Annotated in this window: 13 protein-coding genes; 7 read left to right on the forward strand and 6 right to left on the reverse strand. The window is 46.8% G+C overall.

Translation table 11 applies throughout. The annotated features are described in order from the left end of the window. Positions 1 to 158 precede the first annotated feature (158 nt). Positions 159 to 1,766 (forward strand): glycerol-3-phosphate dehydrogenase/oxidase, encoded by a 1,608-nt coding sequence (locus ABWW54_RS17280; protein WP_353414069.1) that lies wholly within the window; start codon positions 159 to 161, stop codon positions 1,764 to 1,766. 46 nt (positions 1,767 to 1,812) lie between these two features. Here ABWW54_RS17280 and ABWW54_RS17285 read toward each other — a convergent pair whose 3' ends face one another. Genes ABWW54_RS17285 through ABWW54_RS17295 form a run of 3 tightly spaced genes read right to left on the reverse strand, consistent with a single transcriptional unit; the run spans position 1,813 to position 4,286 of the window. Continuing rightward, entirely contained in the window at positions 1,813 to 2,688 is an 876-nt protein-coding gene (locus tag ABWW54_RS17285; protein ID WP_353414071.1) for an SMP-30/gluconolactonase/LRE family protein, read from the reverse strand. Continuing rightward, a complete protein-coding gene (locus ABWW54_RS17290; RefSeq protein ID WP_353414073.1) occupies positions 2,685 to 3,329 on the reverse strand; it encodes a 2-dehydro-3-deoxy-6-phosphogalactonate aldolase in 645 nt (214 codons plus the stop codon). The genes ABWW54_RS17285 and ABWW54_RS17290 overlap by 4 nt, the downstream gene beginning before the upstream one ends. Before the next feature lie 18 nt (positions 3,330 to 3,347). Next, complete coding sequence (locus ABWW54_RS17295) at positions 3,348 to 4,286, reverse strand: 2-dehydro-3-deoxygalactonokinase (protein WP_353414074.1); 939 nt, start codon at positions 4,284 to 4,286, stop codon at positions 3,348 to 3,350. A 169-nt stretch (positions 4,287 to 4,455) separates the two neighbouring features. Between ABWW54_RS17295 and ABWW54_RS17300 the strand changes: the two genes are divergently transcribed. From ABWW54_RS17300 to tsaB, 5 genes are all read left to right on the forward strand, one after another. Then, the gene (locus ABWW54_RS17300) at positions 4,456 to 6,360 is read left to right on the forward strand and encodes a beta-galactosidase (protein WP_353414076.1); all 1,905 of its coding nucleotides are present in this window, start codon (positions 4,456 to 4,458) and stop codon (positions 6,358 to 6,360) included. Positions 6,361 to 6,466: 106 nt separating this feature from the next. Beyond that, positions 6,467 to 7,009, forward strand: coding sequence for a dTDP-4-dehydrorhamnose 3,5-epimerase (rfbC, locus tag ABWW54_RS17305; RefSeq protein ID WP_353414078.1), 543 nt, complete (start codon positions 6,467 to 6,469; stop codon positions 7,007 to 7,009). 5 nt (positions 7,010 to 7,014) lie between these two features. After that, positions 7,015 to 7,896 (forward strand): dTDP-4-dehydrorhamnose reductase, encoded by an 882-nt coding sequence (gene rfbD, locus ABWW54_RS17310; RefSeq protein WP_353414080.1) that lies wholly within the window; start codon positions 7,015 to 7,017, stop codon positions 7,894 to 7,896. A gap of 51 nt (positions 7,897 to 7,947) precedes the next feature. After that, positions 7,948 to 9,921 carry a DNA repair helicase YoaA gene (gene yoaA, locus ABWW54_RS17315; RefSeq protein ID WP_353414081.1) on the forward strand — a complete coding sequence of 658 codons (1,974 nt, stop codon included), beginning with the start codon at positions 7,948 to 7,950 and terminating at the stop codon, positions 9,919 to 9,921. Positions 9,922 to 9,925: 4 nt separating this feature from the next. Then, the gene (gene tsaB, locus ABWW54_RS17320; RefSeq protein ID WP_353414083.1) at positions 9,926 to 10,633 is read left to right on the forward strand and encodes a tRNA (adenosine(37)-N6)-threonylcarbamoyltransferase complex dimerization subunit type 1 TsaB; all 708 of its coding nucleotides are present in this window, start codon (positions 9,926 to 9,928) and stop codon (positions 10,631 to 10,633) included. 39 nt (positions 10,634 to 10,672) lie between these two features. Here tsaB and ABWW54_RS17325 read toward each other — a convergent pair whose 3' ends face one another. From ABWW54_RS17325 to ABWW54_RS17335, 3 genes are all read right to left on the reverse strand, one after another. Continuing rightward, positions 10,673 to 11,185, reverse strand: coding sequence for a hypothetical protein (locus tag ABWW54_RS17325; protein ID WP_353414084.1), 513 nt, complete (start codon positions 11,183 to 11,185; stop codon positions 10,673 to 10,675). Between the two features lie 26 nt (positions 11,186 to 11,211). Beyond that, on the reverse strand, positions 11,212 to 11,817 hold the full coding sequence (locus ABWW54_RS17330) for a hypothetical protein (RefSeq protein WP_353414086.1): 606 nt from the start codon (positions 11,815 to 11,817) through the stop codon (positions 11,212 to 11,214). A gap of 174 nt (positions 11,818 to 11,991) precedes the next feature. Beyond that, positions 11,992 to 13,245, reverse strand: coding sequence for an HlyC/CorC family transporter (locus ABWW54_RS17335; protein ID WP_353414088.1), 1,254 nt, complete (start codon positions 13,243 to 13,245; stop codon positions 11,992 to 11,994). A 280-nt stretch (positions 13,246 to 13,525) separates the two neighbouring features. Here ABWW54_RS17335 and acnB point away from each other — a divergent pair, with 280 nt between their 5' ends. After that, positions 13,526 to 16,114 (forward strand): bifunctional aconitate hydratase 2/2-methylisocitrate dehydratase, encoded by a 2,589-nt coding sequence (gene acnB, locus ABWW54_RS17340; RefSeq protein ID WP_353414090.1) that lies wholly within the window; start codon positions 13,526 to 13,528, stop codon positions 16,112 to 16,114. The last annotated feature ends 120 nt before the right edge of the window (positions 16,115 to 16,234 follow it).

Consider the following 16,234-nt stretch of genomic DNA (forward strand, 5'->3'; position numbering starts at 1 on the left):
TATTATTTATAATATAATAAGACCAGACGTTTGATGGTTTACCCGTCAAAGTCATTCTCCTCTTCTAACGTGTGGTCTTACACTTAGAATTTGCGCGGCATGCATTGTGTGAACTATAGAGTGTGTGCCGCCTATTTTTTTTCGCCCAGCTAAAACTAATGAATCTACGTAATAGTAATATTGAACGCCTCAAGCGGCCGAATCATGTCTACGATGCCTTGGTAATCGGTGGCGGTATTAATGGGGCAGTCTCTGCGGCGTCTCTGTCCGCTAAGGGGGCTAATGTCGCTTTGATAGATAGAGGCGATTTCGCAGGAATGACCAGTTCGAATTCTTCGAATTTGGCGTGGGGAGGCATTAAGTATTTGGAGTCGCACGAATACTTTTTAGTGAACAATCTATGTAAAAGCCGTAACCATTTGATGCGTAGCTACCCGTCTACGGTGAAAGAAATTCGATTTTTAACCACTATCGCGAAGGGATTTCGATTTCCATCTTGGTTTGTTTATTTAGGCACATTATTTTATTGGTTGATCGGTCGCTTTTTCACGGAAGCGCCTGATTATATGAGTGTGAAAACCATTAAAGAGCGCGAGCCTGCCATTAACACTAAAAATGCGGCCGGTGGCTTCGAATATTCGGATGCCTACCTGTACGACAATGACGCCAGGTTTGTATTCAATTTTGTTCGATCAGCGATGAATCACGGCTGTGATGCAGTGAATTACGTGGAGTCTACCGATGCTGTGAAAAGAGATGACTTATGGAGTGTGCAGGCTCGTGATTGCATTTCTGGAGAAACATTTGAAGTTAAGGCAAAAGTCCTCATCAACGCTTGTGGGCCGTATGTTGATAAGCACAATGAATTGGCCGAGCAAAAGACAGAACATCGACATTTGTTTTCTAAAGGTATTCACTTGATCATTGATCGAGTGACAAAGGGGAATCGAATTTTGGCGTTTTTCGCAAGTGATGGTCGATTGTTTTTTGTCATACCCATGGGAAATAAAACGTCCGTCGGTACGACAGACACTCAAGTTGACAGCCCGCAGGTAGAGGTCACAGGGGAGGATCGTAAATTCGTATTGGATAATATTAATCAGTTGTTGGACTTGGAGAGCCCGATTACCGAAAGTGACATCATAGCAGAGCGGTGTGGAGTCCGACCTTTGGCGCAGAAGGGTGGAGACGGAGTAGCCGATTGGGTGAAATTGTCTAGAAAACACGCTGTGGATGTTAATAGAGACGATCGGCATCTGAGTATTTTTGGCGGAAAAACTACCGATTGTATTAATGTCGGTGATGAGATTGCCGAACTCGTTAAGGAGATGGGAGTGGCGCTACCATACGAAAACTATAAGTGGTATGGGGAAGATGCGGATACGGTTAAGGACAAATTCTACCATCAAGCAAAGCTCATGAACCTTGATGACTACACGGTGGAGGGCTCGTCGGAGCCGCTGACTCAGCGTTTGTGGCGCCGATATGGTGGGAATGCGATTGAATTGCTGGAAGATATTCGACAAGACCCTCGTCAAGCCGAAAGGCTAATGAAGGATGCTGAGTATCTTCGATGCGAGATTGAGCACACCGCCAGATTTGAAATGGTAACCAAACTTGAAGACTTTTTGCGTAGACGTTCTAAGATTACTCAGGTTGTGCGTAATGAAGATATCGTTGATGCCCCGGGGTTGAAGGAGGCGTGTAAGATATTCTTTGGCGATCAATGGCAGGAAAAGCTGCAAGAATATAGAGACTCGATCTAATAACCTGAAAATCGAGTCGTCTGGATGGCCATTGAAAGTGGGTGCCCTAGAGGCTCAGTTTGAACTGAGCTTCCTCTAAGCCCTTAAAGTTTGTCTTATAGATAAACAGACTGCCCGCTAATTCCTCTCTAGGAGACATCTCGGACCAAGCTGTGGTGACGAAAAGCAAATCCAAATCACGTCCACCAAAGGCTAGGCAAGTAGGCTGGCTGGTTGGCAACGTGAGCTTTAAGTCTTGAGCTCCTTGAGGGGAGTAACGAACAATTTGACTTCCGCCCCATTGTGCATTCCAGAGGTAACCTTCTGCATCGACGATTGACCCGTCGGGGTAGCAGTTTTTCTCCGTGCTCACCAATGTCTGGGCTTCCCCAAGAGACGCTTTATTGGTATCAAATGGGTAGCGATTAATTGTTTGGGTGACGGTGTCGGTGTGATACAAGATGTTACCGTCTGGACTCCAGCACAAGCTGTTTGTAATAGAGAGGCCGCTCAGCGTTTTAGTCACGTGCAAATCGCTGTCTAAGCAATACAAGCTGCCTTTGTACGTGGCGGCTTTCTCATTCTCGACCATGGTTCCTGCCCATAAACGGCCTTGACGATCGGTCCTTCCATCATTGAAGCGGGTGCCTGGATTGTCTTCTTCTAGCCGCGTTATCCATTTGAGTTCATCATTTTCAGGCCAATAGAAAGCAAACCCAGATTCAAACGCGCAAATTAGCTTGTTTTGACCCTCTACTGGAGCGAAACAGCACAGTCTTTCCGGAGTGCTCCAATTTTCCAAGTTCTTTGATACAGGGTCATAGCGATATAGCTTACGTTGCAATATATCGGTCCACCATACTCTTTGCCGGTGAGTATCCCAAATTATCCCTTCGCCGAGCTCATTGCTAACGTGTATCGTATCAATCAGTTCCAAATTCATGTCTTTGCGCCTCCCAAGGCGCCGGTGATCGACTCAACGATTTCACTGGTTCGTTGATAGACTTCTGTGGCAGTTCGTCCGGCTTTATAAATTTCACTTCCGATGCCAAACCCGCTCACGCCGGCATCGAGCCATTCGCTCGCATTGTGCGCGCCGACTCCGCCGACAGCAAGAATGTTCGTGTCGGTTGGTAGAACTGCTCGCACAGCCTTGATGTGTCCGGCTCCGTAGCTGCCTGCGGGAAACAGTTTTAAATATCGAGCGCCGGCATGATAGGCCGAAAAAGCTTCAGTGGGGGTGGACCATCCAGGCATAGGAATCATATTGAGTTCAATGCAGCGTTTGATGACTGCGGTGTCCGTATTGGGCGTTACGGCGATTTTGCCTCCAGCATCAGCCACTCGCTGTGCGTCCTCAGTGGTTAGCAGCGTGCCGCATCCGGTGATGCATCGCTCTCCGAGTGCAGAACTTAATTTTTCGATGCTTTTGAATGGTTCTGGCGAATTTAGCGGCACTTCGATTATGCCCACGCCTGCCTCTACGATAGCCGTGCCGATTTCCTCAACTTGATCAGGCGTGACGCCACGAATAATCGCAACTACGGGGATTTTTTCAAACCATGATTCTAACAATGTACTCATTTAATGCTCCTCGATTTCCTAATTTATAGATTCTTGGTTGATTTCGCGAAAGATACTGTCAAAGCCTGATATTGCTATTTCGTCAGGATCGCACTGTTCTGATGCCAGACCGAGATGATCCAGTGTTAACTTGTAGTGAGATGTAAGCGTCGGTTCGCCAATGATTGTGATGCCGTCGCACTCGCCAAATAGGCTATTGGCCCCGATGGTGTCGGCGCCGATGATCAAACCGGATAGATAGGATAACGCGTCCTCCTCACCTAATTCTCCCAAGACTTGCTTGGCGCGCGTGCTAAAGAGGGCGTGAACCAGCTGGGCCTCACCCATGTTCTCAATGGCATCCACACCATCTAAGAAGACACGTTTATTAAAGCTGAATGAGCTTTGAGATGATATGAGAATACTGTGGTTACGCAATAAAGCAAAAAGTTCGCCTGTGAATGCCGTCAAAAAGCGTGTGATCATGCCATTTTCCGAGAGAGCCCACTTGTTGTGAGTGCCGGGAAGAGCAAATAGCCTGCGTCCAGATCGTGCGTTTTTAGACTGCATCCATCCTAGTAGTTGAAGTTCTTCTCCACGCATCACGTCTGGATGGTTCAGTGGGTTGCTGGTGCGAAGGCCGGCTAAGATTGAAAAGTCCGTGCCTCTTGCCCTAAATTGAATACGACCTCGGGCAATCTCAGCGACGGAGACTGGGCTGTTTAAGTAAGGGGCTTCTTTCCAGCCGATGGTCGACCCAACCATTCCAGAGAGTATGACGGGTATCTCTGAGTGTTGATCAATCCATTCTTGAGCAAGATTGAAAAATCGCTCTTCAAAATCGCCATTAATTTGGCTTACACCTGGGCCGAAACGAGTATCTAGAATTTTAGATCCTGATTCCGAAAGTTCGCATAAATAGAGCCTTAAATTGCTGGTTCCCCAGTCGCCTGCGATAAATCGTGGTTGAGAAGTCATTAGCTATTGCCTGTGATGGTTATGAAGGTCGCCCTTCTGTTAATCTTATCGCAATTGGGGGGATCAATTGGTTTGAACTGGCGTCCTATAATTATAGTATAAATATGATTATATTGTATTATTCGATGTAAACTCAACAGAACTAATAACAGACATAGAGAGCAACACCATGAAACCTATTTTAGGAACTTGTTATTACCCGGAGCATTGGGACGAAGCGTTATGGCCGGAAGATGCATTAAAAATGTCTCAATTGGGGCTCAAATTAGTGCGTATAGGTGAATTCTCTTGGTCGCGCATTGAACCCAAACCGGGAGAATACGATTGGGCGTGGCTTGATCGCGCAATTGAAGTCTTAGGTGATCAGGGGTTAAAGGTTGTTATGGGTACTCCCTCGGCAACGCCACCTCGTTGGATGCTGGATCGTTACCCTGATATGTTGGCGGTCGATGAGGACGGCCAGCATCGAAAATTTGGATCCAGACGTCATTATTGTTTTAGTCATGCACCTTATCGTGAGGAAGCCGCAAAGATAGCAGAGCTAATGGCTGAGCGTTATGGGGGCAATCGGCACGTGCATTCTTGGCAATTGGATAATGAATATGGTTGTCATGACACAATTTTGTCGTATAGCGATGCAGCACGAAAAGAATTTAGGCGTTGGCTTAAGGCAAAGTATTCAGACATAGCGGTGTTAAACGAAGCTTGGGGTAACATTTTTTGGTCAATGGCATACTCAGAATTTGAGGATGTGGATCTTCCCAACCTCACCGTAACTGAGCCTAACCCCTCGCACGTGATGGATTTTAGGCGTTTTTCAAGCGATCAAGTTGTTGTCTTTAATAAGGCACTCGTTACGGCCGTTAGGCGGTTTTGTGATAAGCCGTTGATTCACAATTATATGGGACGCATTACCGAGTTTGATCATTATAAAGTTGGCGATGACCTCGATATAGCCAGTTGGGACAGTTATCCCTTGGGGTTCTTAGTTGATCGATGTGGTGCGAGTAAAGAGTGGCAGCGGCGTTTTGAGCGTCAAGGAGATCCTGATCTGCAAGCGCTTCATCATGACCTTTATCGTACGGTAGGGCGCGGTCGTTGGTGGGTCATGGAGCAGCAGCCGGGCCCCGTTAATTGGGCCCCTTTCAATCCAGCTCCACTGCCTGGAATGGTAAGGCTGTGGACCTTGGAGGCTATAGCTCATGAAGCGGAGGCTGTGTGCTATTTTCGATGGCGGCAAGCGCCTTTTGCTCAAGAACAAATGCATGCTGGGTTACTGAGGCCAGATTCTAAAGAATCCGCTAGCTACCCAGAAATTGAAGCGGTCATAAAAGAAATTTCAGAACTTGGTGATATTGCCTGCTGTCAGGCTGATGTGGCATTAGTGTTTGATTACGAATCATGTTGGGCTTGGGAGGCGCAACCCCAGGGGCAGGGCTTTGACGCGTTTGGGGTTGTGTTTGAGTTTTACAGAGGTTTACGTAGGCTTGGTCTTACGGTAGATATCGTTCGTCCGGATGTCGAGACGCTTGATGGGTACAAATTATTGTTGGCTCCAGGCTTGTTCAACTTGCATGATCGATTGCTTGAGCAAATTGACCGTTTCGACGGTGTAAGTATGCTTGGGCCTCGTACGGGATCTCGCGACCAAAATTTTAGAATTCCCACCCCACTTCCTCCAGCATTAGATGGATTTGATTGTACCGTTGAGTATGTTGAAACTTTTCCCAAGGAGTCTGCGAGAAAGCTGCAATCGAATGGGAGTATTCACACTTGGTTTGAGTCGTTGCAAACCTCGGAGTCTGTCTTTGAGTTCCTAGATGATGGCTCGCCTGTATTAGTGGGAAATGGGAAGAATTTTTACCTCGGCGCTTGGCCAGACGAGCTGGCAATGCAATCGATATTGTTAAGGTTGGCGGAAAAAGCACAGCTTTCGACGGAAGTTCTGCCTGAGGGTGTTCGTAAGCGAGAAACGCAAAGTCACGAGTTTGTTTTCAATCATAACGCTGAAAGTGTGATGTTTCGCGATGAGCTCTTAAGCCCAGCTGAGGTTAGAATTAGATTAAAGAAATGATCACCCTGGGTTCGTACAATCAAATGCAGATCGCGGGAAAGTCCTTCCTTGAACCTGCTTAGCGGGCTACAATTCGACCCTAAATATTTTTTGATTTAACAGTGTGATGAAAGTAGAAACTACAAAGCTCGATGGCGTTCTTTTAGTGACACCACAGGTGTTTGGTGATGACCGTGGCTTTTTTATGGAAACCTATAACCAGCAAAAAGCCGAAGAACTTGGTTTGCCTGCTAACTTTGTACAGGATAATCACTCGAAATCAAGTAAAGGCGTACTGCGTGGGCTGCATTATCAAAGCCCACAATGGCAAGGTAAGTTGGTACGAACCGTTCAAGGTGAAATTTTTGATGTCGCCGTCGATATCCGAGCAGGTTCTTCAACCTTTGGCGACTGGGTTGGTTTCTATCTGAATGATGAAAATAAACAACAGTTGTACGTTCCAGAGGGCTTTGCACACGGATTTGTTGTTACGAGTGACACCGCCGAGGTAGTTTACAAGTGCACATCATTGTATGAACCTTCGCAAGAAGGGAGCGTTCTATGGAATGATCCTGACATTGGCATTGTGTGGCCCACGGATGCGCCGCTATTATCAGCAAAAGATCAGATCGGTCAACGACTACAGGATTTACCGACTCTGTCGGTTTAGTTTACATGGCGAAAATTCTCATTATTGGCCGGAATGGCCAAGTTAGTACGTATTTACAACGGCAATTGGCCGATGGTTATGATGTTATCGTAGCGGGTCGCGATCAATTAGATTTAAGTGAAGTCGAGTCAGTTCACGCAAAGCTTGTCGAAATTGCACCGGAGATTATTATTAATCCTGCGGCGTATACGGCTGTCGATGCGGCTGAGGATGATGCGGAGCTTGCGTTTGCTATTAACCGTGATGCGGTGGCTGAAATTGCGCAATACTCCAAGGAGACGGCGACGCCCTTGATCCATTTTTCAACGGATTACGTTTTTGATGGATGCGCTGCATCTGCGTATCTAGAGTCAGACGTTGTCGCACCTACAGGGGTTTATGGGCAAAGTAAACTTGAGGGTGAGCAGGCCGTGATCAAGAGCGAAGCCCCGGCGCTGGTGTTGAGAACTTCCTGGGTGTATTCAAACCATGGGAAAAACTTCTATAAAACAATGTTGGCTCTCGCTGAGCAGCGTGAGCAACTGTCTGTGGTTAATGACCAAGTGGGTGCACCTACGTATGCAGGCAGTATTGCTTCCGCAACTAAGCAGCTGGTCGATATAATCATAGAGCAGGGCGGTATTTCCAGAGAACAGGCTGGCGTGTACCACTTTTCCTGTCAAGGCCAGACTTCTTGGGCTGATTTCGCCAAGGCGATTTTCGTTGAAAATGAAATCACCAGTGTCGTGGTTACCGGCATTGCATCATCCGAATATCCGACGCGAGCTAAGCGACCAGCATTTTCTGTATTGAGTACGCAAAAATTGCTCCAGACTTTTGAGGTTTCATTGCCCCACTGGGGTACTGCACTCAGTCAATGCGCCGCAGACAAAGAAGGAAATGCTTAAGTACTGGGGGGTAGTCGTGACGGCGTTGTTTCACATGATTGCTCAATGCTCATGAATGACCTTTATGATGAAGATACCGCAGCCGATATATTAAGCGAACGCGGACCGTTCGCTTCTGCGATCGCCAACTTTTCTGTTCGCGATGCGCAGGTGCAGATGGCGGCGGCAATCGAGCAGGCGATCGAAAATAAGGAGACGTTGCTGGCCGAATCAGGAACTGGCACGGGGAAGACCTTTGCATATTTGGTGCCAGCACTGCGTTCCGGAAAAACCACTTTAGTTTCAACCGGCACCAAGCATTTACAAGAACAGTTATTTCATCGGGATATACCCTCTGTGGTTAAGCATTTGGGACTGAGTGCTAAAGTGTCTCTCTTGAAAGGGCGAAGTAATTACGTTTGTCTGCATCGTATGTCGGCGGCACGAAGCGATGCTCGAAGGATGGATAAGAATCAATTACATGAGCTCGAAGCTTTGGCCAACTGGCTTCCTCGGACTAAGTCCGGCGATATCGGTGATTTGAATGAAGTTCCTGAAGACTCACGACTGTGGCCAGCGGTTACGTCGACGGTCGATAATTGCATTGGCAGTGAATGCAGCTATTTTGAAGACTGCTATGTTAATAAGGCGCGTAAAGCAGCATTAGAAAGCGATGTGGTGGTGGTCAATCATCATCTATTTTTTGCCGATAAATCCCTTAAAGAAGACGGGTTTGGCGCTCTGCTGCCGGAAGTGAACACGGTGATATTTGACGAGGCTCATCAAATACCTGATATAGCGTCTAACTTTTTAGGTAACAGCTTCAGTTCCTGGCAAGTCATGGAGCTGGTGGCCGATACTCGAGCGGCCGAGCTCAAAGAAAAGAGTTTGATTAGAAACCTCATTCCAGATGCCGATGCATTAGATAAACTAACTGCGGATTACAGGCTTAGCTTAGGGCTGAATGAGCGGCGAGTTTCTTGGGATGATTTGATCGATGAAATCCCTAATTTGCTTAAGAAGCTAACTTTATTAGCCGCAAAGTTGACTGATTTTTCGGACTTACTTGAAGAGGCTGCGGTTGCCGGAGAAGCTCTAGGGCGTTGTCATGAGCGGTGTGTCGAACTCGCACAGGAATGTGAGAGATTAGCAGCGAGCGATCAGAACGACGACGTGGTGCGATGGGTCGAAGTCTCGAGACGAACGTTTCGTATCCATGAGACACCGTTGAATATCGGGAGTGAGCTGTCGCAATATTTTGGAAACGATCAACAGGCGCGTATTTTCACTTCGGCCACTTTATCGGTTGATGGAGATTTCAACCATTTCCAGCACCTAATAGGATTAAAAAAGGGATTTCGTGAAGAAACTTGGGATAGCCCATTCGATTACTTCAATCAAGCGGTATTATATGTTCCGGAAGGTATGCCGGTACCGAAAGATGAGGGTTTTTCTGACGCGTTGTTCAATGAAGTATTGCCAGTGATTACGGCAAGCGCCGGTGGTGTCTTTGTCTTGTTCACCAGTTTTAGAGTGATGCAGCGCTTCGAAGAGCGCCTAATTGAGCAAGCAGAGCAAGGAGGTGAGAAATTTGAAATACTCACTCAAGGCGACACTAATAAGCGTGAATTATTGCGTGAGTTTGTAGAAAAAGACAAGTCGGTTTTATTGGGTACTATGAGTTTTTGGGAGGGCGTCGATGTGCCAGGCGATGCTTTACGCTGCGTAATCATCGACAAACTGCCGTTTGAATCTCCGTTTGATCCTGTCATTAAAGCTCGGTTGAACTCAATGCAAGAATCGGGTGACAACCCTTTTATGAATTACCAAGTGCCAAGAGCCGTTATTACGCTACGCCAGGGCGCTGGGCGTTTGATTCGGAGTACCCACGACAAAGGGGTGCTCATGATCTGTGATGGACGCTTGCGAACCACTCATTATGGTCGTGTGTTTTTGAATAGTTTACCTAAGATGCGTCGAACGTCTGATAGACAGAAAATTTGTGCATTTTTAGAACGTTTGTCTGCGACGACCGAGCAGGGGTGATGGTATGAACTTGGATCCAATTATTTTGGCTGTTGATACGGCCACCGCAGCGTGTTCTGTTGCTATATCTCACGATGGTGCGACGCACAGTGAAGTGCAAATAGGGAGTAATATTCATTCGGCGGTGCTGCTTGAAATGGTTCAAAACGTAATTTCTGAGGCTCAGCTAAGTGTCCAAGACATAGACGCCGTTGCCGTGGGGCAAGGACCGGGCTCATTTACAGGGTTGCGAATTGGAGTAGGAGCGGCGCAAGGTATTGCCTATGGAATAGGGGCGCCGATGATCGGCATTTCTTCTTTAGAAGCGTTGGCGCATGAGGCGATAGGCTTTGGGGCTCAGAGCATTATTGCGGGTATTGATGCACGTATGGGTGAGATCTATTGGGCTGAATATCGCCTTAAAGATCATGAGCTGTTGAATGTTGGTGACATTACAGTGTCTGGCCCTGAACGTATATCAGTAGCTGGTAGCAGCTGTGTATTGGTTGGGAACGCCTGGAGCGAGTACTGGGACCAGCTTCCCGCTGCTGTACTAAACATTGCTCATCATAAAAATGAAATCACGTATCCTAATGCAAGTGTTTTGTTGCAGTTGGCGCGGGCTAAATATGATCAACAAAATTTGGTGTCAGCGATGGATTTTAAGCCAGTTTATGTTCGAAATGACGTTGCTAAAAAGTCCAGTAAGCCGCTACCCGGGAGAAGAGTTTAAAAAATTAGCTTCTAAGCAGGACGGACAGCGAGAATAAAATCAACAGTTTACGTCAAATTCATCTGACTTAAATTCCTTGTCATCGATCAAAAGTTTTAACTCCCATTTACCGATAAATTCTTCCAGGCCAGCCGCCGGGTTTAGCCATTGAACAACACCAGCACCTTGGCCTCTGGAGAGCTCTAGCCATGCCCATAGTTTCGTTGAAGGCTTATCTCTTACAAAAAAGTCGTAAACCGTTCGCTCGCGTGTGTCTCCGCTCGGGTCAACCCACCTGAATTCAATAATGTGCTTGCCTTTCTTGAAGCCTTTTACGTCTGTCACTGCGTAAATTTTATCAAGGCAATCAAAGCTGTCTTTACTCTGATCCTGCGGAAAGCCGAGCTCATCAGATAAGGTGAACCGAAGAGAAGCAGACTTAGGTAGTTTGCTCTCGAAATTATTCTCCGAGTGCGCGCCTGAGCTAACGCTCAGACCAAGCACCATCACAACGAACAAAGCCATCAAAATCCTGATGGCTTTGTGACATGATGAAGCGACGACGTGCATCATTCGAACTAACTAAAATTAATTTCTAACTAGATTCGGTTTAAAGACATAACACCGCTGCCTGTATTGTTGCTGCAAATATCGCCATCAGTGACGTACGTGCCTTGTAACGTTGCGCCGTTGTTTCCGATGTTAAATTGCATATTAAGGTTGCCAGTTACTCCGGCTGACGTTGTAACAGCGCTTGAGTTTCGCCCGCCGCCCAAATCTCGGTTTACCGTACCAACGGTGCCAGTAGTTGACTCACGGACGGTAATTGATTCTGTTGTAACAACTTCAGCCCCAGCATCATCTAGTTCTGTTCTGGTAATCGTTGTTGTCGTGGTGAAAAGCTCGCCAGCCTGTGATGCCGTAAGATCAAAATTAAAGCCAGTTGTTGTGCCAGTGACCGTGGCGTTACGTAGGCAGTTTGATCCATCAGAGGTGAAAATGATGTTACCAGTCACAGCTCGAGCTGTGTCTTCAGACAAATTGAGAGAGACTGAACCGCTTTGGGTGCCTGGCGTATTTTGGAAGGTGCCTTGGTAGCGATTTGTAACGCTTGCCGGAATGGGAGCTTCGCTTGAGCCGCTACTGCAGCCCACAAGAGCCGTAGCGAATGCTGGTATCAGAAGGGCGATCGCTAATTTATTCATAATATGCTTTCGGTTTGGGTTATATGTATTTGTTATTTCAGCGAATATATCTCAAAAACTTACCTGCTAGCAAGCCCAAGAATGGCATTGGTTCGCTTTTATGATTATTTTACATCCGTCCTGAAGTGTCCATTAAAAGTGATTGCAGTCTTTAAACTTTAATAATGCGAGTGTTTATGACAGTTTTGTGATGCGTGCCACGCGAACGGAAGTATCTCGTGTTTGAACTATTTCGATCACGTAGTTGTCGAGCTTAAAGCAGGTTGCGGCTTCGGGTATCGCTTCTAACTGCTCTGTAATTAATCCATTGATGGTCTTGGCGTTACCAGAAGGCAGAGACCAATTGAGCTTACGGTTGAGATCTCGAAGGTTGGTGCTGCCTCTAACTAGGTATGAGCCGTCCGGCTCTAGATCAATATCATCGTCAAGTGCCGGGGCGATACTGGTAAATTCACCAACGACTTCCTCCAGAATTAGTTCAAGTGTGACGAGCCCTTTAATATCACCATACTCATCTACGACAATACCAAAACGCCTTCGACGATCTTGCAAATTGGTTAACGCATGGGTGATCGACGTGTTTTCAGGAATGAAATAGGGCTCCCGGATCATGCCGAGCATGGTCTGCTTATTAAATTCGCCCATTTGAGAAAGGTAAAACATTTTGCGGATGTGGGCGATGCCTATGATATTGTCGAGACTGCCCGAAAAAACGGGCACTCTGGTGTGGTGAGAGGTGGCGAGTTGCTCAACGACTTCTTCCCACTCATCTTCAAGGTCTATTGCTTCCATTTCCGCTCTCGGAACCATGACGTCTTCAACGGTCACTTTTTCCATGTCCAAAATACGCATCAGCATCGTTTGATGAGAGGTGTCGAGAAGGCCCCCAGATTCGGCGACGGCCGCCCTTAATTCCTCATTACTTAGTGCGTCGTTTTGTTGTGATACTTTGATTCTCAGCAGTCGCAACAATCCATTTGAAAAAAACTTTACCAACCAAACGGCTGGAGATAGTACATGCTGCAATCCAAGCAGGATCCAGGAAGCAGGGAATGCAATAGCCTCTGGGTACAAGGCGGCCAGAGTCTTGGGAGCTACTTCAGCAAAGATCAAGACAACAAACACTAAAACCAGCGGAGCGTAAGCCAGACCCACGTCGCCAAAGAGTCTTAGGCCGATCACCGTTGCTAAAGTTGAGGCAGCAATATTGGCTACATTATTGCCGAACAAAATTGTGCCTAATAGTCTGTCGGGCTCGGTAAGGAGCCTGAGCACCAATTTGGCGCTTCTATTGCCTCTATCCGCTCTGGTTTTGATGCGGTAACGGTTGACGGCCATCATGGCTGTTTCGGAGGAAGAGAAAAAGGCCGATAACAGTATGAGCAGTGCTAAAGAAAGGAAAAGGATCCCTGTTGGAACTTCGTTCAATGTGTATTCACACCCATGATAGTCAAAATTTACTCGATGATCCGAGCTGTAGGCATTGTATCACTTCAAGTTTGGCCTTGTGTATAGTAAAATTCGCCACCTGATTTGAGGCGATGTCAGTATTGTACGCACCGGATTAACGGTCTAATTTGACATAGACAATGTGTTTTTTCACAAAACACGGAAAAATTAACGATGACCGTCATGGTTTTTACGGACGCGCTGCAAGCCCCACCGTCGAAGTTCCAACGATTTTAACAACAAATGCCGAGGATTTATTGTGTTAGAAGCCTATCGCGCCCACGTCGCTGAACGTGCAGAAATGGGAATTGTTCCCAAGCCATTGGATGCAACTCAAGTTGCTGAGCTTATCGAGTTATTGAAGAACCCACCGGCTGGCGAAGAAGAGTTCTTGATGGATTTGTTCACCAACAGAGTGCCTGCCGGCGTAGACCAAGCCGCGTATGTTAAAGCAAGCTTTCTTGCTGCTGTGACCACTGGCGAAGCAACATCACCATTAATTTCGGATGAGCGAGCCACTGAAATCCTGGGCACTATGCTGGGCGGGTATAATATCCAAGCCTTGATTAATGCATTGGATAATCCTCGATTGGCTGACGAGGCGTGTGCGTCTTTATCTCACACATTATTGATGTTCGACGCGTTCTATGATGTAAAGGACAAAGCCGATGCGGGCAATGCGCACGCCAAGAAAGTGATTCAATCTTGGGCAGACGCCGAATGGTTTACGTCCAAAGATGCCGTTGCTGAGAAAATCACAGTCACGGTTTACATGGTACCAGGTGAAACGAATACGGATGATTTATCTCCTGCGCCAGACGCCTGGTCACGCCCGGATATTCCTTTGCATGCATTGGCCATGCTGAAGATGCCGCGAGACGGTTTTGATGTTAACGGCGACCCTCTTGGCAAAATTGAAGAGCTGAAGCAAAAAGGACATCCGGTGGCCTATGTGGGCGATGTTGTCGGTACTGGTTCTTCTCGAAAGTCAGCCACTAATTCTGTTTTGTGGACCATGGGCGACGATATTCCTCACATTCCAAATAAGCGTGATGGTGGGTATTGTTTTGGTAACAAGATTGCCCCAATTTTCTATAACACCATGGAAGACTCTGGAGCTCTTCCAATTGAAATGGATGTTTCGAAGATGGAAATGGGTGACGTCATTGATGTCTATCCTTATGAGGGCATTGTCAAACGTCATGGTACTGATGAGATCATCTCTGAGTTTGGCCTCAAGACTGATGTTCTTTTGGACGAAGTGCAGGCAGGTGGGCGTATACCTTTGATTATCGGCAGAGCTTTGACCGCCAGAGCCCGTGAATCATTAGGGCTTGATGCGTCTGATTTGTTCCGCAAGCCAGAGCCTGTAAGTGATTCTGACAAAGGCTACACGCTAGCTCAAAAAATGGTTGGTAAGGCATGCGGTCTTGATGGTGTGCGCGCTGGACAATACTGTGAGCCGAAGATGACGACGGTAGGCTCTCAAGACACCACCGGCCCGATGACTCGTGACGAGTTAAAAGATTTGGCCTGTCTTGGTTTTTCTGCCGATTTGGTCATGCAGTCGTTTTGCCACACAGCGGCTTATCCGAAGCCGGTAGACGTAACAACACACGCGAACTTACCTGACTTCATCATGAATCGAGGCGGCGTTTCCTTAAAACCCGGTGACGGCATTATTCACTCATGGTTAAATCGCATGTTATTGCCAGATACCGTGGGTACCGGTGGCGATTCACACACGCGCTTTCCTCTCGGGATATCTTTTCCGGCAGGTTCGGGGTTAGTGGCCTTTGCTGCTGCAACAGGCGTGATGCCGTTAGATATGCCTGAGTCTGTGTTAGTTAAGTTTACCGGTGAGATGCAACCTGGCATCACATTGCGTGACTTAGTGCATGCAATTCCTTATTACGCCATTCAAGGTGGTTTGCTTACGGTAGAGAAAGAAGGTAAGAAGAATGTTTTCTCAGGACGAATTTTAGAAATTGAAGGCTTGCCAGATTTAAAAGTCGAGCAAGCATTTGAGTTGGCTGATGCGTCAGCTGAGCGGTCTGCTGGCGGTTGTACGATCAAGTTAAATGAAGACTCGATTGCTGAATACATTACATCCAATATCACTATGTTGAAATGGATGATTGCCGAAGGTTATGGCGACAAACGAACTATCTCTCGTCGCATTATTGAAATGGAAAAATGGTTGGCTAACCCTGAATTGATGGAAGCTGATAGTGATGCCGAGTATTTTGAAACCATTGAAATTAACATGAGCGACATTAAAGAGCCAATCTTGTGTTGCCCCAATGATCCAGATGATGCCAAAACATTGTCGGAAGTTCTGGGTGGTAAAGAAGTGAGTATCGATGAAGTGTTCATCGGATCTTGCATGACTAATATTGGTCATTTTAGAGCTGCTGCTAAGCTGTTCGACGAAATGGGCGAGCCAACCCCGACTCGTACTTGGATCGTACCACCGACTAAGATGGACGAAGCTCAGTTAACCGCAGAAGGGCACTACGCTACTTTCGGACGAGCTGGAGCGCGAACGGAAATGCCAGGGTGCTCTTTGTGCATGGGTAATCAAGCTCGGGTAGCCGCAAATTCAACGGTTGTCTCGACTTCAACACGTAATTTTCCAAATCGCTTGGGTGATGGCGCAAATGTCTATCTAGCCTCAGCGGAGCTGGCAGCTGTGGCGGCAGTCAAAGGGCGCTTACCGACCGTTTCTGAGTACTTAGACATTGCCAAGAACATTGATACTGTGGCCGATGACATTTATAAATATTTAAATTTCAATGAATTACCGAAGTACCAAGATATTGCCAATGAGGTTGTAATCGAAGCTTAATGTTTCATTGGTGAAGTATTAATGCCCCGATTGGCTTTGTCAGTCGGGGCTTTTTTATGTTGAGAGAGACAATTGTCTTGTTTGACAAATTTTGTTTCCACACGAAATTAAGTCTGGCAT

This window comes from Arenicella sp. 4NH20-0111 (genome assembly GCF_040366405.1).
Classification (GTDB): domain Bacteria; phylum Pseudomonadota; class Gammaproteobacteria; order Arenicellales; family Arenicellaceae; genus Arenicella.

Coding starts and splice junctions, on each gene's coding strand:
- ABWW54_RS17280 (WP_353414069.1), top strand. CDS start 159: ATGAATCTACGTAATAGTAATATTGAACGCCTCAAGCGGCCGAATCAT.
- ABWW54_RS17285 (WP_353414071.1), bottom strand. CDS start 2,688: ATGAATTTGGAACTGATTGATACGATACACGTTAGCAATGAGCTCGGC.
- ABWW54_RS17290 (WP_353414073.1), bottom strand. CDS start 3,329: ATGAGTACATTGTTAGAATCATGGTTTGAAAAAATCCCCGTAGTTGCG.
- ABWW54_RS17295 (WP_353414074.1), bottom strand. CDS start 4,286: ATGACTTCTCAACCACGATTTATCGCAGGCGACTGGGGAACCAGCAAT.
- ABWW54_RS17300 (WP_353414076.1), top strand. CDS start 4,456: ATGAAACCTATTTTAGGAACTTGTTATTACCCGGAGCATTGGGACGAA.
- rfbC (WP_353414078.1), top strand. CDS start 6,467: ATGAAAGTAGAAACTACAAAGCTCGATGGCGTTCTTTTAGTGACACCA.
- rfbD (WP_353414080.1), top strand. CDS start 7,015: ATGGCGAAAATTCTCATTATTGGCCGGAATGGCCAAGTTAGTACGTAT.
- yoaA (WP_353414081.1), top strand. CDS start 7,948: ATGAATGACCTTTATGATGAAGATACCGCAGCCGATATATTAAGCGAA.
- tsaB (WP_353414083.1), top strand. CDS start 9,926: ATGAACTTGGATCCAATTATTTTGGCTGTTGATACGGCCACCGCAGCG.
- ABWW54_RS17325 (WP_353414084.1), bottom strand. CDS start 11,185: ATGATGCACGTCGTCGCTTCATCATGTCACAAAGCCATCAGGATTTTG.
- ABWW54_RS17330 (WP_353414086.1), bottom strand. CDS start 11,817: ATGAATAAATTAGCGATCGCCCTTCTGATACCAGCATTCGCTACGGCT.